Annotated in this window: 30 protein-coding genes; 17 read left to right on the top strand and 13 right to left on the bottom strand. The window is 51.4% G+C overall.

The window, feature by feature from the left end; genetic code table 11:
• The first annotated feature begins 212 nt into the window (after window positions 1-212).
• The 4 genes from B3B59_RS19145 to B3B59_RS19130 all read left to right on the top strand — a co-directional run bounded on the left by B3B59_RS19145 (window position 213) and on the right by B3B59_RS19130 (window position 3,849).
• Window positions 213-554, top strand: a complete 342-nt coding sequence (locus B3B59_RS19145; protein ID WP_046884373.1) for a DUF6572 domain-containing protein — start codon at window positions 213-215, stop codon at window positions 552-554.
• Window positions 555-935: 381 nt separating this feature from the next.
• On the top strand, window positions 936-1,775 hold the full coding sequence (locus B3B59_RS19140) for a sugar phosphate isomerase/epimerase family protein (RefSeq protein WP_052953253.1): 840 nt from the start codon (window positions 936-938) through the stop codon (window positions 1,773-1,775).
• 145 nt (window positions 1,776-1,920) lie between these two features.
• A complete protein-coding gene (locus B3B59_RS19135) occupies window positions 1,921-2,136 on the top strand; it encodes a TonB-dependent receptor domain-containing protein (RefSeq protein ID WP_349676966.1) in 216 nt (71 codons plus the stop codon).
• Between the two features lie 774 nt (window positions 2,137-2,910).
• Window positions 2,911-3,849 carry an IdsF gene (locus tag B3B59_RS19130; RefSeq protein ID WP_286809750.1) on the top strand — a complete coding sequence of 313 codons (939 nt, stop codon included), beginning with the start codon at window positions 2,911-2,913 and terminating at the stop codon, window positions 3,847-3,849.
• Between the two features lie 70 nt (window positions 3,850-3,919).
• Here the strand turns inward: B3B59_RS19130 and B3B59_RS19125 are convergent, their stop codons facing one another.
• The 3 genes from B3B59_RS19125 to B3B59_RS19115 form a co-directional block, all read right to left on the bottom strand.
• Window positions 3,920-5,752: a glycoside hydrolase family 15 protein gene (locus tag B3B59_RS19125; protein ID WP_233801093.1), complete on the bottom strand. Its 1,833-nt coding sequence runs from the start codon at window positions 5,750-5,752 to the stop codon at window positions 3,920-3,922.
• A 303-nt stretch (window positions 5,753-6,055) separates the two neighbouring features.
• On the bottom strand, window positions 6,056-6,643 hold the full coding sequence (locus B3B59_RS19120; protein ID WP_040076684.1) for a DUF4142 domain-containing protein: 588 nt from the start codon (window positions 6,641-6,643) through the stop codon (window positions 6,056-6,058).
• A gap of 440 nt (window positions 6,644-7,083) precedes the next feature.
• On the bottom strand, window positions 7,084-7,641 hold the full coding sequence (locus B3B59_RS19115) for a histidine phosphatase family protein (RefSeq protein ID WP_286809749.1): 558 nt from the start codon (window positions 7,639-7,641) through the stop codon (window positions 7,084-7,086).
• Between the two features lie 143 nt (window positions 7,642-7,784).
• Between B3B59_RS19115 and B3B59_RS19110 the strand changes: the two genes are divergently transcribed.
• Window positions 7,785-8,477: a hypothetical protein gene (locus tag B3B59_RS19110; protein WP_286809748.1), complete on the top strand. Its 693-nt coding sequence runs from the start codon at window positions 7,785-7,787 to the stop codon at window positions 8,475-8,477.
• Window positions 8,478-8,488: 11 nt separating this feature from the next.
• Here B3B59_RS19110 and B3B59_RS19105 read toward each other — a convergent pair whose 3' ends face one another.
• A complete protein-coding gene (locus tag B3B59_RS19105) occupies window positions 8,489-9,070 on the bottom strand; it encodes a nuclear transport factor 2 family protein (protein WP_286809747.1) in 582 nt (193 codons plus the stop codon).
• A 109-nt stretch (window positions 9,071-9,179) separates the two neighbouring features.
• On the opposite strand from B3B59_RS19105, the gene B3B59_RS19100 reads away from it, so the two are divergent.
• Entirely contained in the window at window positions 9,180-10,061 is an 882-nt protein-coding gene (locus B3B59_RS19100; protein WP_286809745.1) for a LysR substrate-binding domain-containing protein, read from the top strand.
• A 197-nt stretch (window positions 10,062-10,258) separates the two neighbouring features.
• On the opposite strand, the gene B3B59_RS19095 is transcribed toward B3B59_RS19100, so the two are convergent.
• Window positions 10,259-11,455: an MFS transporter gene (locus B3B59_RS19095; protein ID WP_286809744.1), complete on the bottom strand. Its 1,197-nt coding sequence runs from the start codon at window positions 11,453-11,455 to the stop codon at window positions 10,259-10,261.
• A gap of 152 nt (window positions 11,456-11,607) precedes the next feature.
• On the opposite strand from B3B59_RS19095, the gene B3B59_RS19090 reads away from it, so the two are divergent.
• From B3B59_RS19090 to B3B59_RS19070, 5 genes are all read left to right on the top strand, one after another.
• Window positions 11,608-12,507: a LysR substrate-binding domain-containing protein gene (locus B3B59_RS19090; protein ID WP_286809867.1), complete on the top strand. Its 900-nt coding sequence runs from the start codon at window positions 11,608-11,610 to the stop codon at window positions 12,505-12,507.
• A 334-nt stretch (window positions 12,508-12,841) separates the two neighbouring features.
• Complete coding sequence (locus tag B3B59_RS19085) at window positions 12,842-13,360, top strand: CbrC family protein (protein WP_286809743.1); 519 nt, start codon at window positions 12,842-12,844, stop codon at window positions 13,358-13,360.
• A gap of 294 nt (window positions 13,361-13,654) precedes the next feature.
• Window positions 13,655-13,978 carry an antibiotic biosynthesis monooxygenase family protein gene (locus B3B59_RS19080; protein ID WP_046884365.1) on the top strand — a complete coding sequence of 108 codons (324 nt, stop codon included), beginning with the start codon at window positions 13,655-13,657 and terminating at the stop codon, window positions 13,976-13,978.
• Window positions 13,971-14,363 (top strand): amino acid-binding protein, encoded by a 393-nt coding sequence (locus B3B59_RS19075; protein ID WP_046884364.1) that lies wholly within the window; start codon window positions 13,971-13,973, stop codon window positions 14,361-14,363. Before B3B59_RS19080 ends, B3B59_RS19075 begins: the two co-directional genes overlap by 8 nt.
• On the top strand, window positions 14,360-15,070 hold the full coding sequence (locus B3B59_RS19070) for an ArsR/SmtB family transcription factor (RefSeq protein ID WP_286809742.1): 711 nt from the start codon (window positions 14,360-14,362) through the stop codon (window positions 15,068-15,070). The genes B3B59_RS19075 and B3B59_RS19070 overlap by 4 nt, the downstream gene beginning before the upstream one ends.
• On the opposite strand, the gene B3B59_RS19065 is transcribed toward B3B59_RS19070, so the two are convergent.
• The 5 genes from B3B59_RS19065 to arsH form a co-directional block, all read right to left on the bottom strand.
• A complete protein-coding gene (locus B3B59_RS19065; protein WP_286809866.1) occupies window positions 15,071-15,646 on the bottom strand; it encodes a C40 family peptidase in 576 nt (191 codons plus the stop codon). It abuts the gene before it with no gap.
• Window positions 15,647-15,922: 276 nt separating this feature from the next.
• Complete coding sequence (locus tag B3B59_RS19060; RefSeq protein WP_233801111.1) at window positions 15,923-16,264, bottom strand: DHCW motif cupin fold protein; 342 nt, start codon at window positions 16,262-16,264, stop codon at window positions 15,923-15,925.
• Window positions 16,265-16,348: 84 nt separating this feature from the next.
• A complete protein-coding gene (locus B3B59_RS19055; RefSeq protein ID WP_233801113.1) occupies window positions 16,349-16,606 on the bottom strand; it encodes a hypothetical protein in 258 nt (85 codons plus the stop codon).
• Between the two features lie 288 nt (window positions 16,607-16,894).
• Window positions 16,895-17,434, bottom strand: a complete 540-nt coding sequence (locus tag B3B59_RS19050; RefSeq protein WP_286809740.1) for a VOC family protein — start codon at window positions 17,432-17,434, stop codon at window positions 16,895-16,897.
• Between the two features lie 209 nt (window positions 17,435-17,643).
• Window positions 17,644-18,342, bottom strand: a complete 699-nt coding sequence (arsH, locus tag B3B59_RS19045) for an arsenical resistance protein ArsH (protein WP_286809739.1) — start codon at window positions 18,340-18,342, stop codon at window positions 17,644-17,646.
• 81 nt (window positions 18,343-18,423) lie between these two features.
• Between arsH and B3B59_RS19040 the strand changes: the two genes are divergently transcribed.
• The 3 genes from B3B59_RS19040 to arsC are packed head-to-tail and all read left to right on the top strand — an operon-like array spanning window position 18,424 to window position 20,516.
• Window positions 18,424-18,744, top strand: a complete 321-nt coding sequence (locus B3B59_RS19040) for a metalloregulator ArsR/SmtB family transcription factor (RefSeq protein WP_046884353.1) — start codon at window positions 18,424-18,426, stop codon at window positions 18,742-18,744.
• Between the two features lie 44 nt (window positions 18,745-18,788).
• Entirely contained in the window at window positions 18,789-20,078 is a 1,290-nt protein-coding gene (locus B3B59_RS19035) for an arsenic transporter (RefSeq protein WP_286809738.1), read from the top strand.
• A gap of 12 nt (window positions 20,079-20,090) precedes the next feature.
• The gene (gene arsC / locus B3B59_RS19030; RefSeq protein ID WP_286809737.1) at window positions 20,091-20,516 is read left to right on the top strand and encodes a glutaredoxin-dependent arsenate reductase; all 426 of its coding nucleotides are present in this window, start codon (window positions 20,091-20,093) and stop codon (window positions 20,514-20,516) included.
• Between the two features lie 69 nt (window positions 20,517-20,585).
• Here the strand turns inward: arsC and B3B59_RS19025 are convergent, their stop codons facing one another.
• A complete protein-coding gene (locus B3B59_RS19025) occupies window positions 20,586-21,545 on the bottom strand; it encodes a GlxA family transcriptional regulator (RefSeq protein ID WP_046884350.1) in 960 nt (319 codons plus the stop codon).
• A 92-nt stretch (window positions 21,546-21,637) separates the two neighbouring features.
• On the bottom strand, window positions 21,638-22,414 hold the full coding sequence (locus B3B59_RS19020) for an MBL fold metallo-hydrolase (RefSeq protein ID WP_286809736.1): 777 nt from the start codon (window positions 22,412-22,414) through the stop codon (window positions 21,638-21,640).
• 287 nt (window positions 22,415-22,701) lie between these two features.
• Here B3B59_RS19020 and B3B59_RS19015 point away from each other — a divergent pair, with 287 nt between their 5' ends.
• Window positions 22,702-23,478, top strand: a complete 777-nt coding sequence (locus B3B59_RS19015) for an alpha/beta fold hydrolase (protein ID WP_207293172.1) — start codon at window positions 22,702-22,704, stop codon at window positions 23,476-23,478.
• A gap of 292 nt (window positions 23,479-23,770) precedes the next feature.
• Entirely contained in the window at window positions 23,771-24,148 is a 378-nt protein-coding gene (locus tag B3B59_RS19010; RefSeq protein WP_286809734.1) for a RidA family protein, read from the top strand.
• 240 nt (window positions 24,149-24,388) lie between these two features.
• On the opposite strand, the gene B3B59_RS19005 is transcribed toward B3B59_RS19010, so the two are convergent.
• Window positions 24,389-24,670: a hypothetical protein gene (locus B3B59_RS19005; RefSeq protein WP_286809733.1), complete on the bottom strand. Its 282-nt coding sequence runs from the start codon at window positions 24,668-24,670 to the stop codon at window positions 24,389-24,391.
• A gap of 380 nt (window positions 24,671-25,050) precedes the next feature.
• Between B3B59_RS19005 and B3B59_RS19000 the strand changes: the two genes are divergently transcribed.
• Window positions 25,051-26,016: an NAD-dependent epimerase/dehydratase family protein gene (locus B3B59_RS19000; RefSeq protein ID WP_233801140.1), complete on the top strand. Its 966-nt coding sequence runs from the start codon at window positions 25,051-25,053 to the stop codon at window positions 26,014-26,016.
• Window positions 26,017-26,024 lie beyond the last annotated feature (8 nt).

Raw genomic sequence — 26,024 nt, 5'->3', positions numbered from 1 at the left:
TAAGTGTGGTGCCGTTTTTTTTGGCGTAAGCGCCAGGCACCACGAAAAACGGTATGTGTTTGGGGTTAGGGATGAATGGCTGACTGGTACCTGGGGCCATCCTGAATTCAATTTACTCTTGCCAGGTTAAGCAGGGGCAATGATTCATACGTAGGGTCTATGTTAATTTACGGTGATAATTCATCATTGTATGCCGGATAAGCAGATACATTATGTCAGTAGAAGACCTCAATACGATCGACTGCATTGGTATACCGATAGAAACTCCGCATGAAGTAAATCTGGGGATTTCTGATCATCTTGAGTGGGATGCCTCGTTGGATGAGCACCTGTATTTGCTTCAGGAAAAAATTAATACCTACCTCCGTTTTATCGAGTCGGGAGAAATCTATCAATGTTTTCCACCTGCCACTCCAACGACAAAAAAAGTTATCGAGATCTTTTTTAAATATGAACCGCCAACTCTTGCAAACGCTTTTCTGAACCATGTTACTGATTGCTTAAATGAATTAGGCATAGAACTGAAAATGAAGGTGGTAGAGTTCTGCAAATAACTGTCGCATCTTGCTATTTCAGTGAAGTCTGAAATGCTCTGATAAGGAACTATGAACTCATAGTGAACCGTCATGACTCTGGCGCTTTGTGAATTGAAACTCTCCCTGCGGAAACTCCTTAGCCTTTCCTGATAGTCGTCAGTACAGATCCGACGTAGCATTTTTCTGAGCCAGGTTGAAATGAAAATTCAAAAGAGGAGTGGGATGTCCTGGCAACGCCTTTGATCGGCTTTGTAGGAGGCTTTGAGGTAGAACTTGTAACCATAATTTCACGATTGCTATGATTTATATCACATTTTTCTCTTCAGATTGCTCGTGCCTGAAGTAATCGACATTTTTTTATTATATTTTGTAATCGATTACTTTTGATCTGGAGAGATTATGATTTACCGTCTAGTAATAAGTACCTGTCTGCTGGCGTCGGCTGCGCTCATCTCATTTTCAGCCTCAGCGGCCTCAGTTAATGATGAAGTCGCACTGCAAATGTATACCTTACGTAATGTCGGCTCGGCAGAGAAACAGTTTGCCATGGCGCATGAAGCCGGGTTTAAGCACATTGAAATCGTTGGAACACATGATCTCAGTGCAAAACAGTTAGCTTCTCTGCTGAAAAAAAATGACCTTACTGTTACGTCAGCTCATGTGCAGCTTTCAGCACTCGAAAACGATTACGCCAAAACCGTCTCTTTTAACAAATCAGTAGGTAACAACACTCTAATTGTTCCCTGGATCGAACCGAAAGATCGTCCAGACAGTTCTCAGAGCTGGATTGATTTCGCCAAACGTCTGGACGCGCTGGGAGCTAAACTGCATCGCGATGGTCTGCAGCTTGCTTATCACAATCATGATTTTGAAATGAAAAAATATGCAGGAGAAACGGCCCTCGACATAATCCTGAAGCATTCTTCACCTGATAATCTGAAGCTGGAGATGGATGCTGCATGGGTATCACGCGGCGGTCAGGATCCGGTTCGGTTTCTCAGGGCCTATCCGGGGCGCATTTATGCCATTCATGCCAAAGATAATGCGTCGATTGGCATCCGTGATGACGAAATGAACTTTGCTCCACTCGGGGAAGGACTGTTGGACTGGTCTGGTATTCTTCCGGCAGCGAAAGGCAGCGGAGTTCAGTGGTTCATCATCGAGCATGACAAACCAAAAGATGCGTGGAGCATCATTACCACCTCTCTGCGTAATCTGCGCGCGGCGCTGGAAAAATAAGTGATGTGATTTCCTGCACAGCCTCTTTTAGCGATCTGCTAAGGGTTGGTACAGTCTTTACTGTATCAGCCCTCAGATGCGCGCAATAACGATTTAATTATGCGTTCCGGTCCGCTTTTCCTGCGCAACCAGGGAATCACCTCAAATTCTGACATGGGGTGCGCGATACGAAAAACATAACAGCTTCGGCGGTCATGTCAGCCCACGCGCGTATCTGGTATGGAACATGCTTGATGACTGGACGTTGAAAGGATGGGGGATTACCGGATTTAAAACCCCCTCGTCTGGCCAGCTTCACAATGGCGTGAGCGGGATAGCTGGTAACGATCTGCTTAATACGGTTGGTAATCCGGACCTTTAACCAGAAACGATCTGAATTATGAAACGGGGCTTTATTATGAAAATAAGAATAATGTAAAAGCCAGTATCACCTGTTTTATTAGTAATTCCTGGAATGCTATTGAAAGCGAAACGATCGATGACTCGACCAATAGCTATCTTAATGTAGGTAAAGCCATTAATCAGGATATTCAGGGTGGCGGCATTCCTCCCGGTATTCATTCCGGAACTGATGATGAATCTCAGACATACATACACTCTTTGTCAACAAATCTGGTGACAGTCCGTATGTCTGGTTTGCCACCCGTATGATCGGCAAAGCGTAAAATTACTGACACTGGTTAGCTTTGAAGGAGCCCTTTCTGAAGAAACGTGATTTTCGCTGCTTCATTTAAATCCATCTCTTTTAGCATGCCGTGCGTTACCCACATCGCTTCCAGAAACTCTTCATTGAGCGTAATAGTGCAATTGGCACTCACGCAATCGAAAAATTTACCTTCGCAGAGCTCTTTTTCTGGCAGGAATGTAAGAAGTGGCAGGGTGGTTTTGATTCTGGCAACAAGAGGCGCTTAAGGGGAGGGGGATAAGCATAAACCTGCTCGATGGCAGACTCAGTGCCATTCGGAATATAAGCCTTATCTTTTATCACTACAGGATAACTGCTACTCTATCATCCCGATATTCCTCGGGATTTTCTAACCTAAATACATTGCGGCATGATATTTGCGTTAAGGTATCCTCTCTACCAGCCTGCGCTTATAAAAGATATTCAGCGACCAGAGTGAAACGGATGTTTATGCAAAACATAACAAGAAAAAACGAACATAACGGAAAGCGTCGCACTGCTCTTTTTGCAATATTGCTGTTGCTGCCCGCCTTTATAGCCAGTGCTCAGCAGAATGTAGAAGGAAAATATCTTTTTGCGTTCACCTCGACCAAAAGCACCTGCCTCTTGCGCGTGAACGATCTCCCCGCGTTTGATAATACGACGGATGATGACGGCACCCTCTCTGCCGGGTTAAATATGACCGCCTTTCTGGAGAACGGCAGCAACCAGATTGAGCTTTTGATGGGGCCGCAGGATGCTGAAGATCCGCAAACGCTCTTTGCCGACTCCTCGTGCCAGGTCACCATTACGTATGAAACGGAAAAGGAGAGCGTCAGGCTGGCCGACTATCGCCTGGCGGTGAACGATAAAAAAGCCATCACCGCTCTTTATTCGGTCGACGCTACACGCGGGGAGAAATTCACCGAGGGCTATAGCAAATTAGAGCGCGATTACGGGTTATATAAAATGCAGGGCGCACTCTCCCTGCAGCACCTGCCTGTCTGGTCATGGGTGAACGCAACGCCAGTCACGGAGAACGATCTCCCCAAAATTCGTAAGGCCTATGAAGATATTTGGGCACAGATAAAACGTCGCGATATCGATGGCCTGAAACGTACCGCAAAAGTGTCGTCAGCGGAAATGGCCAGGGCCGAAGCCACCACGCCGGAGATGATATTTGTCTCGAATGATTTACCCGCCTATGTTGCTGCGCCAGAACTCACACCCGTGGAAATCGACTGGGAAAAATATCACCTGCTACGCTATCGCGACGGGCGTTTTTTCCGGCTTGGCGTCGGGTTCTTCCAGAACTCTCCGCTGATGTTCCAGGATGCCAAAGGGAAAGTGATTTATACATGGAATCCCCTGTTCTCAATGATTGATGGCAAGGTTGTATTAGTCCGCTAACGGCGGGGCGGCAAGGTGAATGCAACACCTTGCCGCACTAAGAGGCGTTGAACTGCCCGGCGTTTCAGGTTTATTCGTGCCCGTGATGCTCACTGATGGCCTGCGCTGCGCAGATAAGCGCAAGATGACTCAGTCCCTGGGGCATATTACCCACCCACTCGCCGGTGCGGGTATCAAACATCTCATTGAACGTTTCAACATTGCCGCGGTGGCACAACGTCTCCAGAATCTCCTCCATGAGCTCCCCCGCAATCTTCGGATCGCCCATCGAGGCCCAGGCCTCTGCCAGCCAGAATGAGCAAGCAATGAACGTGCTCTCCTCCTGTTCAACCCCGCTGTAGCGGTAGACCATCGCGCTATTATGACCCAGCTCGCGCTGGATAGCCTGATAGGTCAGCTTCATGCGTTTCGGATTGACCTTCACACCGTAGCGTGAAACCAGGGCGAGCGAGGCATCCAGCTTGCCGCCATCCCCGACGTAAAAGCAGTAGGATTGATGGGCATCGGACCAGCAGTGCTCTTCCACCCAGTCCCGGATCCGATCCCGCTCGCGCTCCCAGCGCGCCTTCCATGTGGGTTCAATATGGCTAGCCTCCGCCAGCACCACGGCGCAGTCCAGCGCCAGCCAGCAGGACATTTTGGAATGGGTATAGTGATGCTCGTCCGGTAGCTCCCAGATGCCGGAGTCTTTCATGCGCCAGCGGTCAGCGCACTGATTGGCAAGATGCCCGAGAAAGCGTGACGTGCCCGTATCCAGAATGTGGCCTGCTTCCACAAACAGCTTTGCCACCCCAAGCATATCGGCATACATGCTCAGCTGGCGCTGGTTGCGGGCATTATTACCAATGCGTACCGGCTGCGAATTTTGGTAACCCTGGAGTTCGGCATACCACTCTTCCGGGACCAGATCGCCTTCCAGGGTATAACAGGCCCGCATCTCCGGACCGTGTTTAATAATGGTTTTCGACAGCCAGGAAAACGCTGCCTTACACTCTTCCAGGGTCCCCAGATAGGTAAAGGCTTTGATGATCAGACAGGCATCTCTTACCCAGGCAAAGCGGTAATCATAGTTTTTCTCGCCGCCGATCCCTTCCGGCAGGGAGGTAGTAGCCGCCGCGGCCAGCGCGCCGGTTGGTGAATACCAGAGAAACTTTAGCGCCAGCGCAGAGCGGATAACGTGATCTTTATACAGGCCATCATATTTCAGCCCCTTCACCCAGTCCTGCCAGGCGGTGTGGCTGGTTTCGATGCGATTATCTATCGCCTGAATATCCGGCACCGCCAGCGGTTCGCTCTGGGTCACGAGCAGGGCGACCACCTCGCGGCTTCCCTTTTTCAGGGTGATTTCCGCTTCGATCTCCTCGTCATCGGCATGGGTGATGACGACGTTTTCACTGGTGTGTAGCATCGCCATCAGATCGCCGATATGGTAAACGCTGCCCTTGAAGGTGTCTGACCGCCAGGGCGATCGCGTTTCGATCATAGTGCCGAACCGCAGCTGGAGCCGGAAAGGAACCGTACCGCGCACACCTTCAAGCCGCCGCGCCAGTTCACTCCAGGGCAGGCGTCCCGCCAGGGTACTGTTAATCGACTCGGTTAACAACGCCGTGCCATCCTCCGTCTCAAAACGGGTCTCCAGCACGTTGCTGTCCTCGCGGTAAGCGCGGGTGACGGTATACTCAACCGCGGGCGTCAGGCTAAAAAAACCGCCGATGGTCGGGTCAAGCAGACGATCAAAAAGGGGCGGCGAGTCGAGATTCGGCGCGCTCCACCAGTCGATTGAGCCATCCGGAGCGATAAGCGCCACGGATCGGCCTTCGCCGATCGCGGCATAATCTCCCAGGCCAATAAACCCCTCCTCGCGTAACGGCATCGTGTATTTAGCATTTTTCAAATGAGTCATCCCTTATGTCTGGTGCAGCGGGCCGCGTTGTCGTCACGTTGTGGTGAACCCTATAAAGCCTGGCATAATGTGATGGATATCGCGCTTTCGGAGAGGATTTTTTGAGAATGTGCCGGGTTTAACGCGTCATGCCGACAGCGCTAACACGTTGAAATACCTTCGTTGGGAGAGGAGGGCAGGGCGTATCAAAGGCAGCATAACCCCTGGGCCTGGCCGTAGCCAGAAGCGCTCCTTCGCCTGGTTTGCGCCATGCTGCCGGATACGAGTCCAGGCGCAGCACCCTGCGCCTGGCAAACGATCCGCTTACTTATCGGCCGGCATCTTCATCTGCTCGGCAGCCTTCAGGTGCATCTCAACGACCGGGGTGTGCTCGTCGGCCAAAGCCTTCACATCCGGGTCCTTGATATTTTTGGCATCGCTCTGCAGTTTAGACAGCACCATTTTATGGTCTTTGGTACCGGCGTTTTCCATATACATCTTATCGAATGCGTCACCGCTCTCTTTTTCCAGCTTGTCGGCCATCGCCTTATGCTGAGCGTCCGGCTCGGTCGGCAGCGTTACGTCCTTTTGCTTAGCGACCGTCTGCACTTTGGTCAGGGCATTGCCGTGGTCATCGACCATCTTCTGCGCAAAGGCTTTTACCTCGCTGCTCTGGGCTTTGTCCAGCGCGATTTTGGCGGCGGCAACTTCGTTGATATTGGCCTGCGCCATGTCCTTCAGCGCTTTTTCATCGCCGGAACTGAGCTTAGCCATCGATCCGGTCGAGCTGGTCTGGGCTGAGGCGTCACTCTGCGCGGCGCTCGTCGCCTGGGCATGCACACCGACAGTGCTGAACATTGCGGCGACTGATGATGCAATCAGCAGTCCTTTCAAGGTCTTACACTTTTGCATGTTGCTCTCCTGATGGTCATGGATAGGGTTGATGTCAGAGACTGAATCGTGCGTCTTATCCTGCAAAATCGACAACTGCAATGGTCAGTATAGTGGACAGGCGAGGAGGAATAGCAGATTAAGCTATATTCCTGGTCGGAGGGTGGCAGGAAATGACGCAGGCTGGAGATTGAGCTGGCCTGAAAAAGGGCCGGTGCGCCATTTGTGCAGGGCATATCACGCAGGGATTTGCATACCTATTCGCTTCGCATCAACGCAACCAGGTATGCTGACACAGGAACAAAATAATAGGCGCATTAACTGTCGATACAGACGGTACTGAAAAATCAGTCACCTTCTCTATTTTGCTGACTAAGGATGGCGATTATTTTTATGTTTTATTCTGATAACAGTGACCCAAATTTTCCTGCTGCTCTCGGTTGCGGGAGATAGAGATTCAATTAATGAAATCTGTAACGCCTTGCGTTCCAGTAACCGTTCCCCTGACAACGATGCTCCTTCAAACCCAACGACCTCAGTTCTCTTGCAATGAGTCGATTCATCACGCCATGCCCCATGAGCAGCACAGGCCCGTCGGATATTTTTGCGCACCTGACGAGAATATTCGCAGCGTGTTTAGCGCGTTGCTTTGCTGTTCTCATCGACTCTACTTTACGGGAAAAGCCGCAGATCCACATGACGCGGAAGAGAGCAGCCCAGAGGGATGGGGATAATCTGATGCCGGGAATGGCGAATACCGGCAGGTCAGCCTCCCTGAAGGCCTCATCGACGACATCCGGTTCGCACCCTAATGCTCTGAGGGAAGAAAGCGTTCTGGGAAGCGGGCTACTTATGATTTGCAATGCGCTGGAGGCTAAGCGTTTACTGGATTCAGGCGGCATATTATCTCCTGTGTCAGAGAGATCATATTCCGTTATCCAGTTTGCCATTTCATGACTCGTTACCTTTGGGGAGCCTTCATAAGCAGGCTTTCCATGACGCATTAAAATAATTTCCATACCGCGTTTATTCCCTGTGGCCTTTTAGGTAGTGGCAGACTAACGCGATTAAGCCAGGGATCACTACGACCATCTTTTGGGTTGACGTACGGGGGGAAATCGCACCTTATGGTCTTGTTCATCTCTGCGGCATTGGGTCACTCATGAAATCATTACGTCTGCCAGACATTTATCGTTCAACAAATTTAAACACGTTAGCGATATGGAAGAAAAATGCTGGGATCGGGGAGATCAGAGAAGATAGCTACTACGACCCGGTAAAACTTGCTCTGGCAACGGGCATAAAACCCGCTATGCCATCACCTGTGTCACGCCTGGTTAATGAATTAAACGCCGTTATATGTAACGATCCCCTCGCCGATATTCTGCCGACAGAGAGTTTTCATTTCACTTTCTTACCTCTGACTCTGCCGCTGTATCAGGTCAACGAGCCATTGCCTGACAAAGTTCAGCAATTGACGACTATCTGGACGGGATACGATTCGAAAAAAATTGTTATCAGACACCTTCGCTTAGTCGTATTACCCAGCCAGTTGTTACTGGCTGGGATCCCAGAGGAAGCGGCGGTAACGATGCGCCAGTCGTTATGCGAAGAGATTCTGGCGTCTCGCTGGAAAGAGGAGTTACTGATGCGCCACAGCAACACGCCATTACCCGCTCCGTTCTGGCACAGCACGATTCTGCGCTACCACGCTGCTTATTTACCTGCTGCGGTGCGTCAGTTTTTCTTAGAACGTCAGAATAATGATTACGGCGATGTCGCCGGAGAATTGACATTAGCGAGGATAAGTTACAACTGGGCAAAATTTTATCCATTTCGCTACGGCACAGAATGAACTCTTCTCCATCAGGCTGTTAGCCAGCGCTGACCTTCGGCTTTCATTGTTGTTTCAAGTTCGCTGCCCCGGGTGGCAAATACGCGCCCGAGCGGAAACCCACTGCACTCCAGTAAGTAGGCCAGCGCTGCATATTCTCGTGGATATTTCAGGGCAATATTCCGATCAATTTCGACAGGACCTAACGGGAAGGTAAATGTGCCGATGTCGTAAATACTCTGACGGTGAAAGAGTTTCCAGACCCCCTCTCTTTTTTCTGCCAGATCATAAAAGCGATTGTGGCATTCACAGCCAATATTCAACTTCACGTTTTCAGCAATTATGATTGCATTGGTTTCCAGAATGGCTTTATTACCTGCGTCATTAAATGTCACAGCGGGGGAGGCGATCAGGTGCTTAGTCCGCAAATCCGACGCCCCCATCCGCATTGAACCCTCTACAAAATCACTCGCCAGCCCTTCAAACCAGGTGATTTCAATGGTGCCATCAGGATGGAAAAGGTTTCGTAATTGTGCCCATTCGCCAAGATCTCTGTGAATCCAGCCATTCACTAAATCGTTAAGTTGTTGACGGTCTTGCAGTTGATTGTTCATTGCGTTTGCTCCGGTACGTTGACAGGATTCAGTTTGCCCAACATAAAAGATAAAATGAAATATATTGATTTTACTAATCAATCATTTTTAATTATTGATAGGTGCAGCAATGGATTTACGTCATCTGCGTTACTTTTTAGCCGTCGCGGAAGAGGGCCATTTTGGTCGTGCCGCGAAGAGGCTTAACATTGTGCAGCCCGCCCTGAGTATGCAAATCAAGGCGCTTGAGGCCGAACTGGGAGGGGCACTCTTTGTCCGTACCAGCCGCCGCGTTGTGCTTACGGAAGCAGGGCTGTTAATGCAGACTGAAGCAAAGCGGATAGTTGAGCAGACCGAGCGTGCCAGGCTTACCGTGGAACGCGCGATTCGGGGGGAGACGGGCCGGGTACGGGTGGGATTTGCCGGAAATGCCATCTTCAGTGGCAAACTGATAGCCGATCTACGTCTGTTTCATCAATGCTTTCCTGATGCAGAACTGATGATCCATGAGGTCGGTCCGCAAGAACAGGTTGAGGCCATTTTAGCCGGGCAACTGGACATAGGGTATACGCCCGTGCACAGCAAAATTACGGCATCAGATCTGGCTGTCAGACGTATTGGCGACTGGGAAATACGGGTTGCACTTACTGAGGATCATCCGCTTACTCAGTATGAATGCCTAACGATAGACATGCTTGCCGGGCAACCCCTCATTATTTATGACGCTCACGACGCACATGAGCATCTTTTTATCACTCTCACCCAGCGGCTTGGGGAAGATTGTCACATTGCTTATCGATCGGGTAGCACGCTGAGCATACTTGCTATGGCTGCTACCGGTTTGGGGCTGGCATTCATTCCAGCGCCTTTGCAGCAGGTGCATATTCCGGGCCTGGTTTATCGTCGTCTGATTGAACCCAATTTAACCGCTAATCTGGTGCTTATCAGTCGTGAGCAAGAAACCAGTGAAAGTGTTAAAGCCTACCTGAAGTTGGTTAGCCGGTCCGCCTGAGTGGGTGACACCAGTAAAAACGAATAGAGGGATGTGACAACGCCGCTTTGTTGAGGAGCCTAATAAATAGATTCTCTGACGTGGTGCGCCCCTTAAGCCATCAAGCCAGGTGTCTGTCTCTCGCTTTTACCCGATTTCAGTTCCCCCTGCGGGTCAGCAGGGGAAGCGAAAATGCCATTCTGACGCAGAGCGTGCCTTTATACCGACTCTGTCGGAAAACCGTGCAGCCTGGCAGCCCAGATCACCGCCAGTGCTGAGAGCAGCAGTAAAACGACCACAGGTGAGAAAGCGGTAGACCCTAAGGAATCAAGCAATATACCCCCGACAATACCGCCGCCGGCAATCGCCAGATTCCAGGCTGTGACCAGCATGGATTGTGCCACGTCAGCGGCGTCACCCGCGTTCCTGGCATTGGCGGTCTGGAATAAGGTTGCAGCGCCACCAAAGGATAAGCCCCAGACGGCAACTGCCATATAAACCGCAGCCGGCATATCATTCATCACTCCCAGTACAAACGCAGACAGGGCGAACAGTACCGTACTGATCAGCGTCAGCAGGCGCAGATATCGGTCAACCAATACGCCGATAACCCAAATACCAAGTAACGACGCGACACCAAAAACCAGCAATATCAGGTCAGTTCGTTCAGCCATGTTAACGGATGCCAGAAACGGCGCAATGTAGGTATAAAAGATGTTGTGCGCCAGGACGAACGTCAGTACCACAAATAACACCGGGCGGACGCCTGCAAGCGTCAAAATCTGTCTCAGCGGCAGGCGTTTACCCGTAGCCAGCCCCGCAAAATCAGGCACCCGGATACGCACCCATACCATCAACCCCACCGCCATCACGCTCATGATACCGAAGCACATGCGCCACCCGATCAGGCTGCCAAGAAGAGTGCCGGCAGGCACGCCAAGCGACAGAGCAAGTGGAGTGCCGACCATCGCTATGGCAATAGCCCGGCCTTTCTTTTCGTCTGGCACCATACGTGCGGCATAGCCAGCCAGCAATGCCCAAACGAGCCCGGCTGAAACGCCGGCCAGGAACCTCGCCGCCATCGTAATGACATAATTAACAGAGAACGCTGTGACGGTATTTGCGACAACAAATCCTGCCAGCGCGAGCAGTAATAACGGGCGGCGACGCATGCCCTGCGTGGCGGTAATTAGAGGGATAGCAGCCACCAGCGATCCGACAGCGTAAAGCGTAACGAACTGTCCGGCCAGCGCGCCCGAAATATTCATGCCAGCGCTAATCTGCGGCAACAATCCCGCAGGGAGAGCTTCTGTCACAATGGTAATGAACCCTGCGAGGGCGAGAGCCAAAAGCGCGGCAATGGGGAGCCGATCATGTTCAGCATTTTGACGCTGAGTGAGAGTTGAATCAGTCATAGTTGTGCCTTGCTGCGCGGCGGAGCCCCGTCTTTGTTAACCGGGGCCGCCAGAGGAAGTGGGTAGCAGCCATAATGCGGGTGTTACTTATTCAGGACAATAATGCTAATGTTCAAAACATATCGGACAAATATTCTTAAGTGTTGTTAATGATGGAATCACTGAGTGGTATCACTTTTTTCGTGCAGGCAGCAGAAGCGTTGAGCTTCTCCGGGGCCGGGCGTAACCTTGGCGTTTCTTCATCAACGGTAGGCAAAAGCGTCTCCCGGCTGGAAGAGCGGCTGGGCGTCCGCCTGTTTCACCGCAGCACGCGTAGCATAAGGCTCACCGTTGAGGGCAGTCTGTTCCTTGAACGATGCCGCCGCATTCTGAGCGAAGTGGAAGCCGCCGAGCTGGAGCTTTCTGAAACCAGACTACAACCCCGTGGGCGCTTGCGTATCAGTATGCCTCTTGTTGGTATGCTGGTGATGCCTGCCATAACCGCCTTCATGCATCGTTATCCCGAGGTCGAGCTGGATGTGGATTTTTCGGATCGCATGGTAGATGTGATTGAAGAGGGATTCGATGTAGTGATGCGTACCGGTGAACCGGCTGATTCACGCCTTATGTCACGCACGCTGGGCAACTATCAACTAAAGCTGGTTGCTTCACCGGGCTATCTGGAAGCGTCCGGCGTACCCGAAATTCCTAACGATCTAGTCCACCATGCCTGCCTGCACCACAGATTTCCCAGTACGGGCAGGCTTGAACCCTGGCCGCTGAAAATATCCCCTGATACCCCGGTCGTAAGCCCACCAGTAACGATGATATGCAACACCTCGGCCGCACTGATGGACGTTGCCCTGGCAGGGCTGGGCATAGCCTGCCTGCCGGATTTCATGATTCGGCCCTCTCTGGCGACAGGCCAACTTCAGCTCGTCCTTGATCAGCATATCGCGCATCAGGGTACGTTCAGATTGTTATGGCCCTCAAGTAAGTTTCTCTCACCCAAAATACGCGTGTTCATCGACTTTATGGCCGAAACGCTTTTTCGGGACGAGGATGAGACCTAATAAGTCTGCATGGGGCATGTGGGGGATCGCTTGCGAATGCAGTATCCGCTTTTTGCTCACAGCGGACGTTGGCTCACAACCTGGCTCGCTTTGCGCCAGAAGCGGAAGTTCATTTACCCCAACTGTTGAAAGGTGAATCATTGCGTTAAGGCTTTGTTTGCGTATCTGTCCCAGAAACCGGTCATTTTGAATAGGCGGGGCGTTCAGAAACGCCAGTAATCGACTTGCCTATAGCACTTATCAGAGAGGGTATACGACACCTTCGTGTCCGTAGGTATAACGCTTTCCCTGTGTTATTGTGCCAATAAGTGCATGGGTAAATTAAGGATGAGATATGTCCCGATTTAATTATATGAGTGACGACTACTTATCGACAGTATTTGCCGATGAGTCATTTACTTGTGATTGCTGTAAAAAAATTAGCAATGCTAAATATATCGGCCCCCAATATTCCACGGCGGATAATGATGCCAGCCTGTGCCCGGATTGCATTCAAACTGGTGAGGCTGTTCAATCCGGCTTAGTCGATTTTTTTAATGAAATAGATCCTGAATGTGTCGATGAGAACGTCTCGAGTGAAATTTCTTGCCGCACACCGGGCATCTTTACCTGGCAAGATCAGGAGTGGGCTACGCATTGTAATGATGCGTGTGAATTTCATGGCGATGCTACTGCTCAGGATATAATTAAAGCAGATGAAAAAACTATCCAAATCTGGATGGAAAGATACGACCAAGGCCGGAATGACTGGGATACCTTTATGAGCGGGTATCAACCCGGAGGAGATCAGGGGGTTTATAAATTCTCGTGTAAACACTGCAACGCTATCATTCTTAATTGGGATTTCTCATAGTTCCTGAGAATAAAGAAAGTTGAGTCGCCACGATGCCGATATGCACGTTTGCGTTCTTTGATAAATGTTAACGTCCGCTTTTGCTCAGAGCGGACCTTCAGAGCCATCCAGGCCATATCGTGTGGCCCCTTCTGATTCCGCGAATGTTTCCTTTTCAGGGCGCGCAGGCCTTGCAATGTACTTTGCTTTATCATGATCAAAGCTTCGCTAACGCACTGGCATATTTCGGCGCCCACCGAAGCAACATGCCTCCGTCATCATTAATCTGTCCGAAATTTGACGATGGAGCGAAACATGATTGCAGTACTTTTTGAGGCAGATGCCCTGCCAGAAGCGCAGGAAAGATATCTTCAGCTCGCTTCAGAGCTGAAGCCTCTCTTATCCGACACGCCCGGCTTTATTTCAATTGAGCGTTTCCAGAGCCTGACTACACCCGGAAAAATTCTTTCGCTGTCGTGGTGGGAAGATGAGGAATCTGTAGCGGGATGGAAGCGAAATGTGATGCATCAGGCTGCTCAGACAGAAGGGAAGCAGTCGATTTTTTCATTCTACAGAATACGGGTAGCCAGCGTACTCCGTGATTACTCTTCAGATAAGGGAACAAATCAGCATGTATGACATTCACGTTATTCTCAAAAATAGCCCGGGTTCCCTTGGTTCACTGGGGAGGGTATTGGGCGAAAACGGAGTGGGACTTGAAGGCGGTGGCGTATTTACAGGAGCAGAAGGCGGGCACGCACATTTCCTGGTTGAAGACGGTGAAAAAGCCCGCAGGGTGCTGACTGAAGCCGGTTTTGAAGTCCGCAACCTGTGTCGTCCTCTGGTAAGAAAGTTACCTCAGGAACGGCCCGGAGAGCTGGGAGAAATAGCGAATAAAATTGCCCGGAACGGGATCAATATTCTGGTACAGTACAGTGACCATAGTAACCGGCTCATCCTCATTACGGATGATGATGCCAGGGCAGCCGAAGTAACCCAAAAATGGGCAATACCTTCTGAATGAACCTCGTTAAAACAAAGCGCGACAGTGAGCCAGATGATGTCCTTGAAACATCCATGGCAATGGTGGCTTCTGCGTTGTCTGACCCGTCCAGGGTCAGCATCCTGTGCGCCCTGATGGACGGGCGCGCATGGACAGCCACCGAACTTAGCGTAGTGGCTGATATAGCAGCCTCGACAACCAGCGGGCACCTAAACCGGCTTCTTACCAACGGTCTGGTTATTTGCCTGACGCAGGGGCGTCATCGCTATTACAGCCTTGCGGGACATCATATCGCCGGACTGCTGGAAAACCTGATGGGTGCGTCCATGCGTACTCGTAAGGCTCCTGCCTGTAGTACACCGCACTCTCTTCGTTATGCACGCACCTGCTATGACCATCTGGCAGGCGAGCTTGCTGTCAACATTTATGAGTGTATGCTGCGGGAAAAATGGCTGGAAGCCGACGGCTCGGCACTGACGTCAGCCGGCAAAATACATTTTGAGAAAATGGGCGTCGTACTGAATTCACGCTCGCGCCGCAAGCACTGTTGCCCCTGTCTGGACTGGAGTGAAAGACGTTCCCACCTCGGTGGTAATGCTGGCTCGGCACTGCTTACGCTTTTTCTTGAAAAAGAGTGGATAACGCGTACACCGGGATATCGTGAAGTGAACCTAACCGATTCAGGCAAGGTCGCCATGTATCGGCTGTTTGGGCTTAAAATTACCTGATTAAAGAGGATTGTCATGTGCATATTTTGGCAATTTATGATTCATCGTAATAACTTCGCTGATGTTATTCGGCAATCGACGAGCGCCAATATACATTCTCTTCCAGTATACATTCCTTAAAGACGAACGGGTGACACCCTTACTGACTGACGCGTGAATAAACTTATTATTGGTATCATAAAAACCAACATGGAAGCCATTTTTAATTTTGAAGAAAACAAGATCTCCCGCACGAAGATTTTTTTTATCAACCTTTACCCCCATATGAATAAGATCATGAGTGGTAACACGTTTCATAGGAAGGTTGAATCTGTCTTTAAGGGTTCTCCATACAAACCCGGAGCAATCGACACCATCAATATCAGTCCCACCCCACTGATAGGGAGCCGTACGCCAGGTGTTCAACTGATCGTGCAGCGCAGCCACGACAGGAATTAAATCCGGGGAATAATGACTGTTAGATTTGATAAGAGATTTATTGTCATTATTTTTTACATTATGAACTCTTTTCTCACTGCAACCGGAAATAATCGCTACGACCAAAAGAATAACTAATTTAACACTTATAAGTTTCATAAACATTTATACAGATAACCAGAATGCCATACTAACCCGGCAGAAGGATTAGCTCTGTATATAATGTGAGCAACTTACTCTACATTACAAAATTCATAACTTGTTAATATTTTTACAGTTATCTTTCTCGTTACTGGTATTGTCATGGCCTTTCAGCAGGCTGATTTCGCCCTTCCTCTGGCGTCTCACGCATTCCTGCCACGCCAGTACCGTCATGCTGAACTTCCATCGCTCCGGGCCATAAGTCGTGGTTTACAGGGCTGGGTTGCAAGAGAATCAGTCAACAATAAACAGTTTTGCACCCGTACTCGTTTTCGACTGATGTTGCTCTGCATTATCGCCAACCTGATAGCTCATGCCTGGCTTCAGGATGAATTTCCGCCCATCATCGAGCACTGTTTCTAACTCGCCTTCTATGCAGAACAGGATATGGCCTTTCTTACACCAATGGTCCGCAAGGTAGCCCGGCGTATATTCAACCATCCGCACACGGATTTGATTAAGCGCGTTACCAAAGAACTGGGTGCGCCAGTAGGCGGTGCCAGTCTCTCCTGGATGCTCTGTTCTTTCGACGTCATCCCAGTTCGTTGTACCAAAAGCAAACGCATCCATCTTCATTCTGTTGTTCTCTTTGTGAATTAGAATTCAATCAGCGCACCCACAGGATTATCGTTGCGCTGCTTAACTTCACCCTCGGGGGTATTAATTTTCAAATAGCATTTTAACCGTCGGCGACCCGATTAAAACGATCAGCATGACCAGACTCGTTGTCCACACCGGCAAGGGGAGACGACCATTCAGTGAAAATACGATAAGGGCACAGGCAGCCAGCAGCATAGAGCCATACAGGAACAAGAAGCGCGGCGAGGTTAGTTCTGGGGTGCTGGGGAACGGCAATGAAAATATTGGCCCGATAAACAGGATGGCCAGCGGTACTGCCCAGTAAAAATTCAGTTTCATAAAGCGCTTCCTTTCTTTGTTTTCAGCTCGTGATGCCGCAATGATCGGATCTTTCTGGCGATATACAAAGCGGAAATCGTTTTTTGGCCCCAGAAAAAATTCTGAGGCGCTTTGCGAATGGGACGGAAATTAAGCGGGGCATCTGGCGACGGGATAAATCATTCAGCTTCAATCTTGCGCATGCGTTAACCTTTATTCTGCGCCGTAGCATCGGCACAGAATCCTTAAAGGAGCGGCTCTACGCTAATTGCTTACGCTGAGCGCGTTGCCCGCCACCTAACCCTTTGATTACGGTTCCGGTACCCAAATTTTCGCTTCGCTATCGTCAGGGTAGTAATAGCCATTGGGTATCGATTGCAACTCGACAAGACTTCCCCAGGGGGTATAAAAGTATACGCCGGCATTATTTTCAGTGTCTTCATGACGCGAGTTTCCGTGGGGCTCTGAAAGAAACTTGCCTCCCGCAGCCTTCACTCTTTCAATGGCGTAATTGATATCGTCTACGTATAAAGAAATATGGTTCCAGCCAAAATCCTGCACTCTTACCGGCTTCGTTTGATCTTCACTGATAATTTCAAAAAGTTCCAGGTTTGGCCCATTACCAATGCGCAGTAGCCGTTGCTTGATCATCATTGAGCCAGAGGTTAAGCCCAGTTGTTTCTCGGCATCAGCCCCTTTCAGCGGTGTGTCCTTGCCCGTCAGGCCGTCATAAACATATTTTGCATCCAGCGCCTTCTGCAGAAATTCCGTTGCCTGTTGCAGATCGGGCACGGTTAATCCGATATGGTTGATACCGCGGGTAACAGTACGAGTCGTTTCATGTTCCATCTCTATCCTCCAGTCAGGTAATTGAACGCTCTTAAAAAAGCGTAGTCCCTTTTCCTTGATGAGGTTTGTTCATGCGTTTAATGAAAGACTAAAAATCGGACGTTATGGGTGAAAAGACAATAGCTTGCGTAATGCAGAACGGTTGTCCGCTTCGGCCAGAAGCGGACGTTGCAGACTCTACGCGGTCTCTTTTATCGAAGAGATGAACGTTATATTTTTTCCTGATTAACACGGGCGAAGAGCGCCTGGTGGCTCTCTTTTCGTTCGCTATAACGATCGGCGAGATAATCTGTTTGGCCCTTCAGCAGCAGCGTGATTTTAAATAACTCTTCGGCCACATCGACAATACGGTCGTACCAGGAAGAGGGTCGTATTCGTCCATTTTCATCAAATTCCTGCCAGGCTTTGGCGACTGAGGACTGGTTGGGAATGGTGAACATCCGCATCCAGCGGCCCAGAATACGCATCTGGTTCACGGCATTGAAAGATTGCGAGCCGCCGCAGACCTGCATCACCGCCAGAGTTTTCCCTTGGGAGGGGCGAAGGGCGCCTTCGCTTAAGGGTATCCAGTCAATCTGGGCTTTCATCACCGCGCTCATGGCCCCATGCCGCTCCGGGGAACTCCACACCATGCCGTCACACCATCTGACCAGCCCGCGCAGTTCGGCCACTTTTGGGTGCGTATCCGGGGCGTCATCCGGCAGGGGTAAACCGGAAGGGTTAAACAGTCTCACCTCTGCGCCCATCGCCGTCAGCAGGCGACCCGCTTCTTCCGCTGCGAAACGGCTGTACGAACGCTCCCTTACCGAGCCGTACAAAATCAGAATACGTGGCGGCTCCTGAAGCTGCAGGCGTTCAGCAATCTTTTGGTCAAAGCATTCAGCGTTCAGGGCAGGAAACTGTTCCATTGTTTACTCCGGGAGATGATGATTTCAAAAAATACACATATGATTTACCATATATGAAAGATAAAGGGAACGGAGCAAAAAATGCTACAGCCTGTGCAGCTTTTTAAAATCCTGGCGGATGAGACCCGTCTTGCCATTGTCATGCTTCTCCGGCATTCGGGTGAGCTGTGCGTCTGCGATATTTGCGCGGCTACCTCGGAGTCACAGCCCAAAATTTCCCGGCATATGGCTATCCTGCGTGAAGCAGGGCTGGTGCTCGATCGTCGGGAAGGCAAATGGATCCACTATCGTCTTTCTCCCCACATGCCGGCATGGGCCAGTGAAACAATAACGCTGTCATGGCAGTGCCTGCGCGAAGAGGTGGGTGAATGGTTAAAAAAATCCGCCTGTACTTCCTGCTGAGTAGTGTAGTCATATACGTATAATCATATATAAAGGAGCCTGAAATGTTTCTGGCATGGAGTATCTTTATCCTGACGCTGGTTCTGGTCATCTGGCAGCCCAGGGGGCTTAGCATCGGCTGGAGCGCAAGCATCGGAGCCGGGCTGGCGTTGGTTACGGGGGTAATTCATGTCGAGGATATTCCCGTCGTCTGGGACATCGTCTGGAATGCCACGGCCGCTTTTATTGCGGTGATCATCATTAGCCTTCTGCTTGATGAGTCCGGTTTCTTTGAATGGGCCGCGCTGCATGTTTCACGCTGGGGGAACGGACGGGGTCGCCTGCTCTTTACCTGGATAGTTTTGCTTGGCGCTGCGGTGGCTGCGCTATTTGCCAACGACGGCGCAGCGCTGATACTGACGCCAATCGTGATTGCGATGCTGCTCGCACTGGGGTTCAGCCAGGGGACGACGCTGGCCTTTGTCATGGCGGCAGGGTTTATCGCCGATACCGCCAGTTTGCCGCTGATCGTCTCCAACCTGGTGAATATCGTCTCGGCGGATTTCTTCAACCTGGGCTTTACGCAATACGCCTCGGTCATGGTTCCCGTAAACCTGGCGGCCATTGCGGCCACGCTGGTCATGCTGCATCTTTTCTTCCGCCGCGATATCCCGGCGACCTATGACGTCTCGCTTCTGAAAACGCCTGCCAGCGCGATAAAGGATCCGGCGACCTTCAGGGCGGGCTGGGTTGTGCTGCTGCTCTTGTTGATGGGGTTCTTTGTTCTGGAGCCGCAGGGGATCCCGGTCAGCGCAATAGCCGCAGCTGGCGCGGCTGTGCTGCTGGTGGTGGCGAAGCGAGGTCATGCCATCAATACAGGAAAGGTGCTGCGTGGGGCGCCATGGCAAATCGTGATCTTCTCGCTCGGCATGTACCTGGTGGTTTATGGCCTGCGTAATGCCGGACTCACGGAGTCGCTCTCGGGCGTGCTGAATCTGCTGGCGGATATGGGGTTATGGGCAGCCACGTTCGGCACCGGCTTCCTGACTGCCTTCCTCTCGTCGGTGATGAACAACATGCCGACGGTGCTGATTGGCGCCCTCTCTATTGATGGGAGTACAGCAACCGGCGTCATCAAAGAGGCGATGATTTACGCCAACGTCATTGGCTGCGATTTAGGCCCGAAAATCACCCCGATAGGCAGCCTGGCCACGCTGCTATGGCTGCATGTGCTGGCACAGAAAAACGTGACCATCACCTGGGGATATTACTTCCGCACCGGCATTATCATGACCCTGCCCGTGCTCTTTGTCACTCTGGCCGCGCTGGCGTGGCGGCTCTCTGTCACTTTGTAATGAGATACTGATATGAGCAACATCACCATCTATCACAACCCGGCCTGTGGCACCTCCCGTAACACGCTGGAGATGATCCGTAACTGCGGCAACGAACCGAACATTATCTATTATCTCGATACGCCCCCCACCCGCGATGAGCTTGTGCAGCTGATCAACGATATGGGGATCCCGGTGCGGGCGTTGCTGCGTCAGAACGTTGAACCTTATGCGCAACTGGGTCTTGCAGAGGAGATATTTTCTGATGCGCAGCTGCTTGATTTTATGCTTCAGCATCCCATCCTGATCAATCGACCGGTGGTGGTCACGCCGCTTGGGACAAGGCTTTGCCGGCCTTCAGAAGTGGTGCTGGAGATCCTGCCTGAAGGTCAGAAGGGCGCTTTCACGAAAGAGGATGGTGAAAAAGTGATTGATGAGACCGGTCAGCGAATTAAGTAGCTGGACCTCATTCGTTGAGCCGGGCTGGCTGTCTCAGAAAATGCCAACGATCCTGCGTGGGCACGCTCTTTAAAACAGGCCCGGTCCCCTGAAGGTGCGCCGCCATTCGCTGGGGCTGACATTAAAGCGCGCCTTGAAACTCTGGCGAAAAGAGACCGGGGACTGGTATCCCACCAGGGACGATACTACGTCAATGCTGTGATCCGTGGTTTCGAGCAGCTCCTGGCTGCGCTGCAGACGCTGGGCGCTGAGCCAGTCTTTGACGGTCATTCCGGTTGCCTTGACAAAATGGCGCGTCAGCGTGCGCCGGCTCATGCCGGAAAAACCGGCCAGAGAGTCAATATCGTGGCGCTTGTCCAGGTTGCGGCGCAGGTAGTTAATAAGGTCATTAATCTGCTCGTCACGCGTCGTCTCCGGCACCACGTGCTCAATAAACTGCGCCTGTCCCCCTTCACGGTACGGAGGAATGACCATTCGCCGGGCCACGCGGTTCGCAAGTGCAGAGCCGTAATGTTCCCGCACGATATTCAGGCAGCAGTCTATGCCTGCGGCCGTACCCGCAGAAGTGATCAGGCGCTCATCGCTGGTATAGAGCGCATTACCGTCCAGCCTGACCTGCGGAAAGCGCCCGGCAAAATCCTGCTCAAACTCCCAGTGCGTCGAGGCCCGGCGGTTATCCAATAGTCCGGCATAGGCGAGTACGTAAGCCCCAAGGCAGAGTCCCACCACCTCAGCCCCGCGTTGCCAGGCAGCTCGCAGGGCATCAAGCAGGGCAGGGGAGGGACGCACCCCGGGATGCTCCCAGAAGGGGACGATAATAATGTCTGCAATCTCGAGTTGCTCAGCGCCATGCTCCACGTTAATGGAAATCCCGATATCAGATCCCACTGTGCCAGGCTGCTCAGCACAGATCGTCACGTCGAATAGCCCCGGCTCCGGCATGGCCTTATCAAAGACCATGGACGGAACGGAGAAGTGAAACGGGCTAAAACCCGGCGTGGCAATAACGGCAACGTGCAGAGCGGACATAATGGAGACCTTTTACTGATTAAATCGGGTATAGCCGACGTTTTGCCGGCAGGCGGCAATCAGATTTTAGCCGCCTGCAGACAGGCTGTGCGTCAGAGACTGAGCGTCTCGCCGTCTTCAGGCACCCGCACCTTTTGTTGCAGACCGTTTTCTGCGGTGTATGCACGCAACTCAGCGCGGCTGAGCAGGCAATGGTTTACGGCTTCCATATGTGAGGCCACCAGGGTCGCTGCCGGCAGAATCTCCAGCGTGCGCAGGGCATCCTCTTTACCCATAATAATGGCGCCAATCCCGTCGACCGTCGCACATCCGATATTGAGGACGACGACGTCCGGCGCGTATTTCTTCAGGCTGCTCACGAACGGCGGTACCCAGATGGTGTCGCCGGCAATATAGAGCGTCTTTTCACCCTCGGTGGAAAAGACCAGCCCGCACGCATCGCCCAGGCGTTCGGCCACTTCAGGAATGGCATAGGCTTCATCGCTGCCGTGCTGTCCATCGGTTTTCACGACGTTAATGCCGGCAATGACGTTGGTGTCAGCCAGCACGCTGACTGCGGTAAAGCCCTGAGAGCGGATAAGTGACGCATCACTTTCATTCTGGGTGTAAATCACCTTGTCTTTGGGGATGCGCTGCTGAGCCGCTTCGTCCCAGTGATCCTGATGCGTATGCGTCACGATAATCACATCTACGTCCAGCAAGGTGTCAACGGAAACCGGCAGCGCCACCAGAGGGTTACGCAGGTGAGAACGCGCCGTTCCGGGAAAGCCGGGCCAGGCCTCTTTATCCGCGAGCATCGGGTCGATCAGGAAGCGAACCCCGGCATAGTCAAGCTTCAGTGTGGCGTTTCGTATTTGAGTCAGCTGCATTTTTTACTCCGTCAGGTACACCGCAGCGATGCGGTCTGTGCATGGAGAGCGAAGTATAAAAAAGCTGCGGAAGAGGGGTGAGGCGCGCGCAGGTCATTCTTCGATGAAAAAGGGTCAAAAAGCGATGCCATTGCGCTCAGAGCATTATCCCTTTCCCGTTGGCGACCGGCCTGTCTCCTGTGGAAACGAGGTTGGCCCGATATCATCGCATTTTGACTTCCTGGCCTCTCACGCCGTTGCGGGGCGCTTTTTATACTTTTCGGACTGTTAACATCCGAGGTAATACTATGGCATACGCACTCACCGATGACGGCATCGAAATTTACTACGAAGCGAAGGGGCAGGGCCTGCCGATCGTTTTTGTTTCCGGCTATTTTGGCATCAGCGATATCTGGCAGGCACAGACCGACGTGTTGTCCAGGACATTCCGCACGGTCTCTTATGACAGCCGCGGCTATGGCCGTTCCGCTAAACCCCTGCAGGCAGAGGCATACAGCATTCCGCGTCACGCAGAGGATTTAAAAGCGGTGATTGATGCGGCTGGCATCAACGGGCCTGTGGTACTGGTTTCTCATTCGATCGGCTGCAATATCATCTCCACCTTTGCAGCGAACTCTCCGCAGCGGGTGGCCGGACTGGTCTATACCGCCTGCTACGTAGACGGCAAGCAGATGCGCGACGCGGGTATGTCCGTGGAGGGGGTTAGCGAAGCGGTTGCCACGCCTTCCGGTGCGGTGGCCTTTTATCAACCCTTTGGCGTCCCGGAAAGCGTGGGTGCCGAGGCCGCAAAATGGGCGACGCATGCGCTGCAGGCGAATGCCGCTGCATTCCTGAACCATGAAATGGCCGATCGCTATTGCGCTATTACCGCACCGGCACTCATCCTGCAGGGTGAAAACGATGCGCCTAATCCGCTTCCTTTTGCCACCGCGCTGCAGCAACTGCTGGGCGGTGGGGCAGAGCTAAAGGTGCTGAAGGGGGTCAACCACTTCCCGCCGCTGGAGGCACCGGAAACCGTTACGACCTTTGTTGAAGAGCATGCAGCTCGCTGCTTTGCTGAATAATCCTTCTCTGAATGCCCATTAACGACGAAGCCACCTGCAGGGGTGGCTTGTATGAGCTGTGATAGGTTTTCGCGGTGTATGCTTATGCGTTAAAGGGCATATTCATCATCGCCTTATCCTTAGGCATTTTTGATATTGGTCGCTATTCGCTCAGGGCGAACCTCAAGCTCAGATAGCCTGTTCGCGTGATGCAACAAATGGACGTTGCGCGTTTCATCATCAAAAATCAGGGTGGAGCATTTTAAGGAAGATGGTAAGGTCGTTGTTTGCTCACTTCCAGAAGGATCTCAGTATGAACAACCTGTTACGCAAGAATTATCCTGAGTTAGGTGAAGTAAAGGCTCCTTATGCTCATTCCGTAAAACATGGCAATACGCTCTACATTTCAGGATTGACCGCATTTGGCACCGCCGCTCAACAGAAAGGCATGGCTGAACAGGCTGAAGAGATATTCAGTCAAATGAGAAAAATCATTACTCTGGAAGGTGCTGATTTTTCAGCCCTGATCAAAGTGACGATATTTATTACCTCTTTTACGGAGATCGATGAACTACGCAGAGTGTTGTACCGAAATTATGGTGATCACTTGCCAGCGAGCTCGCTCGTAGAAGTCAGCCGCCTCTTTTCACCTGACCTCTCGATAGAAATTGAGGCGATATTCGGCCTCTAATTCATATTTCATAACCGGATAAGTTCAACTCTTCAGTTTTTAACGCCGTTATATAAAACCCTTTCTGGAAATAACGTCCGCGCCTTGCTCGAGGCAGACTGCACGACGCTTCAGGTGGTCAGTTTCGTGCCAGGCGCGGACGTTCCTGGCACTGTATTATGTTGTTCACCATGCGCAGGTCGTGGGGCAGGCGTTTGACGCATTGAGGGCCGAGTCTGGAAGCCTTCCAGACCTTACCCGTCAGTTGGCTTCGCCCTGCAGCCGGTGCCGATAATGTTTCAGGACAACTTGTGTCACGATCTGGCCGTAAATAAAGCCACCCAGCCCAGCAAATACTACGGTGCCAGCCATGCCGCCTAAGTACGCTCCTGCGCCGCCGAAGGCCCCGCAGAGGGCGAGGCCGCCCCAGGTTTGCCAGTGCCGAAAGGCCGATTTATACGCGCTCCGCCACCGTCTTACGCGCTCCTTATAAGGTAAGTCTTTTAGTTCGCTAATACTTTTAAGGGTCCAGTAGATTTTCACGGGGATGTCCTTGTTCCGTTGCTTACGTAAAAGAAAACATAAAACGTTGGCATAGGAAAGGATTACTCAGTGTCCGCTACTGGCTCAAAACGAACCTGCAGTCCAGCCAATTCGTCCGCTTCATGCCAGAAGCGGTCATTGATCGCTTTCAGGATAATTTCATAACAGCTCTGGTATTTATGCTTCTGCAAATCAATTTCTAATGATTATTGCTATTTCGCCATAAAAGCATTCTGAATTGGGTTAAAGTCAAACATGATAGTGCGCACTACAATACCTCTCTTATTGATACAAGCATTCAGGCTAAGCCTTTCTAACTGAGCTCTTCCCGGCAGGGATAGCTTCAGAAGCCGTTGCGGAAATACATTAAGGAGAAAGCTATGTCTCGTATCGTTGTTATTGGTGGCAGTGGTCACGTGGGCTCTTATCTTGTTCCAATGCTGGTTGAACTGGGTCACCAGGTGGTAAATGTCAGCCGGGGTGCAGCAAAGCCTTATCGCCCTCATTACGCATGGTCTCTCATCGAAAATGTTGTTATTGACCGGCTGGAAGAAGAAAAGAAAGGAACCTTTGGTCAACGTATTGCTGAGCTTCAGGCCGATATTGTCATCGACATGATTGCATTTGATCTCGACAGTACGCAGCAGATTGTTGAAGCGCTTCGCGGCAGGATTGAGCATTATCTTTTCTGCAGTTCAATCTGGGTTTACGGTCGCTATGTGTCAGTCCCCTCTCTGGAGACAGATCCTGTCAGCCCGATTGATGCTTACGGACAGGGTAAAGCGGAAAGCGAAGCCTGGCTGATGCGTGAAGCGCGGCTGTCTGGCTTCCCGGCTACTTGTTTCCGTCCGGGACATATTGTCGGTGAAGGATGGGTACCAACTACGCCTCAGGGGAATTCGAATCCTGAAGTATATTCGCGTATTGCCCGTGGTGAAACGCTGGCACTGCCTAATCTCGGAAGTGAAACGGTACATCATGTTCATGCAGTTGATGTCGCACAGCTTATCATTAAGGCCATTGAAAACCGTTCTGCTTCAGTAGGTGAAATTTTCAATGCGGTATCCGGCCAGGCCATCACGCTCAGGGGTTACGCTGAAGCTGTTTTCCGCTGGTTTGGCAGGGAGCCGTCCCTGAAGTTCCAGCCTTTTGACGAATGGCTTGCCGGGCTTGAACCTGAGTTTGCTGAAAACTCCAGAGGGCATGTGGTGCGAAGTTCTTCACATTCCATTGAGAAAGCCCGCGTCAGGCTGGGTTACCAGCCCCGTTACAGCAGCCTGGAAGCAATCCATGAGTCCGTTCAGGCACTGATAGTCCAGGGGCAGGTAGAGTCACCCTCACGCTAATTACGACG

The organism is Leclercia sp. UBA2479 (assembly GCF_002341985.1).
In the GTDB taxonomy this organism is placed as follows: domain Bacteria; phylum Pseudomonadota; class Gammaproteobacteria; order Enterobacterales; family Enterobacteriaceae; genus Enterobacter; species Enterobacter pneumoniae.
The sequence above is the reverse complement of the archived record's forward strand: the minus strand, read 5'-3'. Positions and strand labels throughout refer to the sequence as shown.

Bases quoted from the DNA above. Each gene is read 5' to 3' on its own strand.
- B3B59_RS19145 (WP_046884373.1), top strand. From the start codon at position 213: ATGTCAGTAGAAGACCTCAATACGATCGACTGCATTGGTATACCGATA.
- B3B59_RS19140 (WP_052953253.1), top strand. From the start codon at position 936: ATGATTTACCGTCTAGTAATAAGTACCTGTCTGCTGGCGTCGGCTGCG.
- B3B59_RS19130 (WP_286809750.1), top strand. From the start codon at position 2,911: ATGCAAAACATAACAAGAAAAAACGAACATAACGGAAAGCGTCGCACT.
- B3B59_RS19125 (WP_233801093.1), bottom strand. From the start codon at position 5,752: ATGACTCATTTGAAAAATGCTAAATACACGATGCCGTTACGCGAGGAG.
- B3B59_RS19120 (WP_040076684.1), bottom strand. From the start codon at position 6,643: ATGCAAAAGTGTAAGACCTTGAAAGGACTGCTGATTGCATCATCAGTC.
- B3B59_RS19115 (WP_286809749.1), bottom strand. From the start codon at position 7,641: ATGGAAATTATTTTAATGCGTCATGGAAAGCCTGCTTATGAAGGCTCC.
- B3B59_RS19110 (WP_286809748.1), top strand. From the start codon at position 7,785: ATGAAATCATTACGTCTGCCAGACATTTATCGTTCAACAAATTTAAAC.
- B3B59_RS19105 (WP_286809747.1), bottom strand. From the start codon at position 9,070: ATGAACAATCAACTGCAAGACCGTCAACAACTTAACGATTTAGTGAAT.
- B3B59_RS19100 (WP_286809745.1), top strand. From the start codon at position 9,180: ATGGATTTACGTCATCTGCGTTACTTTTTAGCCGTCGCGGAAGAGGGC.
- B3B59_RS19095 (WP_286809744.1), bottom strand. From the start codon at position 11,455: ATGACTGATTCAACTCTCACTCAGCGTCAAAATGCTGAACATGATCGG.
- B3B59_RS19090 (WP_286809867.1), top strand. From the start codon at position 11,608: ATGGAATCACTGAGTGGTATCACTTTTTTCGTGCAGGCAGCAGAAGCG.
- B3B59_RS19085 (WP_286809743.1), top strand. From the start codon at position 12,842: ATGTCCCGATTTAATTATATGAGTGACGACTACTTATCGACAGTATTT.
- B3B59_RS19080 (WP_046884365.1), top strand. From the start codon at position 13,655: ATGATTGCAGTACTTTTTGAGGCAGATGCCCTGCCAGAAGCGCAGGAA.
- B3B59_RS19075 (WP_046884364.1), top strand. From the start codon at position 13,971: ATGTATGACATTCACGTTATTCTCAAAAATAGCCCGGGTTCCCTTGGT.
- B3B59_RS19070 (WP_286809742.1), top strand. From the start codon at position 14,360: ATGAACCTCGTTAAAACAAAGCGCGACAGTGAGCCAGATGATGTCCTT.
- B3B59_RS19065 (WP_286809866.1), bottom strand. From the start codon at position 15,646: ATGAAACTTATAAGTGTTAAATTAGTTATTCTTTTGGTCGTAGCGATT.
- B3B59_RS19060 (WP_233801111.1), bottom strand. From the start codon at position 16,264: ATGAAGATGGATGCGTTTGCTTTTGGTACAACGAACTGGGATGACGTC.
- B3B59_RS19055 (WP_233801113.1), bottom strand. From the start codon at position 16,606: ATGAAACTGAATTTTTACTGGGCAGTACCGCTGGCCATCCTGTTTATC.
- B3B59_RS19050 (WP_286809740.1), bottom strand. From the start codon at position 17,434: ATGGAACATGAAACGACTCGTACTGTTACCCGCGGTATCAACCATATC.
- arsH (WP_286809739.1), bottom strand. From the start codon at position 18,342: ATGGAACAGTTTCCTGCCCTGAACGCTGAATGCTTTGACCAAAAGATT.
- B3B59_RS19040 (WP_046884353.1), top strand. From the start codon at position 18,424: ATGCTACAGCCTGTGCAGCTTTTTAAAATCCTGGCGGATGAGACCCGT.
- B3B59_RS19035 (WP_286809738.1), top strand. From the start codon at position 18,789: ATGTTTCTGGCATGGAGTATCTTTATCCTGACGCTGGTTCTGGTCATC.
- arsC (WP_286809737.1), top strand. From the start codon at position 20,091: ATGAGCAACATCACCATCTATCACAACCCGGCCTGTGGCACCTCCCGT.
- B3B59_RS19025 (WP_046884350.1), bottom strand. From the start codon at position 21,545: ATGTCCGCTCTGCACGTTGCCGTTATTGCCACGCCGGGTTTTAGCCCG.
- B3B59_RS19020 (WP_286809736.1), bottom strand. From the start codon at position 22,414: ATGCAGCTGACTCAAATACGAAACGCCACACTGAAGCTTGACTATGCC.
- B3B59_RS19015 (WP_207293172.1), top strand. From the start codon at position 22,702: ATGGCATACGCACTCACCGATGACGGCATCGAAATTTACTACGAAGCG.
- B3B59_RS19010 (WP_286809734.1), top strand. From the start codon at position 23,771: ATGAACAACCTGTTACGCAAGAATTATCCTGAGTTAGGTGAAGTAAAG.
- B3B59_RS19000 (WP_233801140.1), top strand. From the start codon at position 25,051: ATGTCTCGTATCGTTGTTATTGGTGGCAGTGGTCACGTGGGCTCTTAT.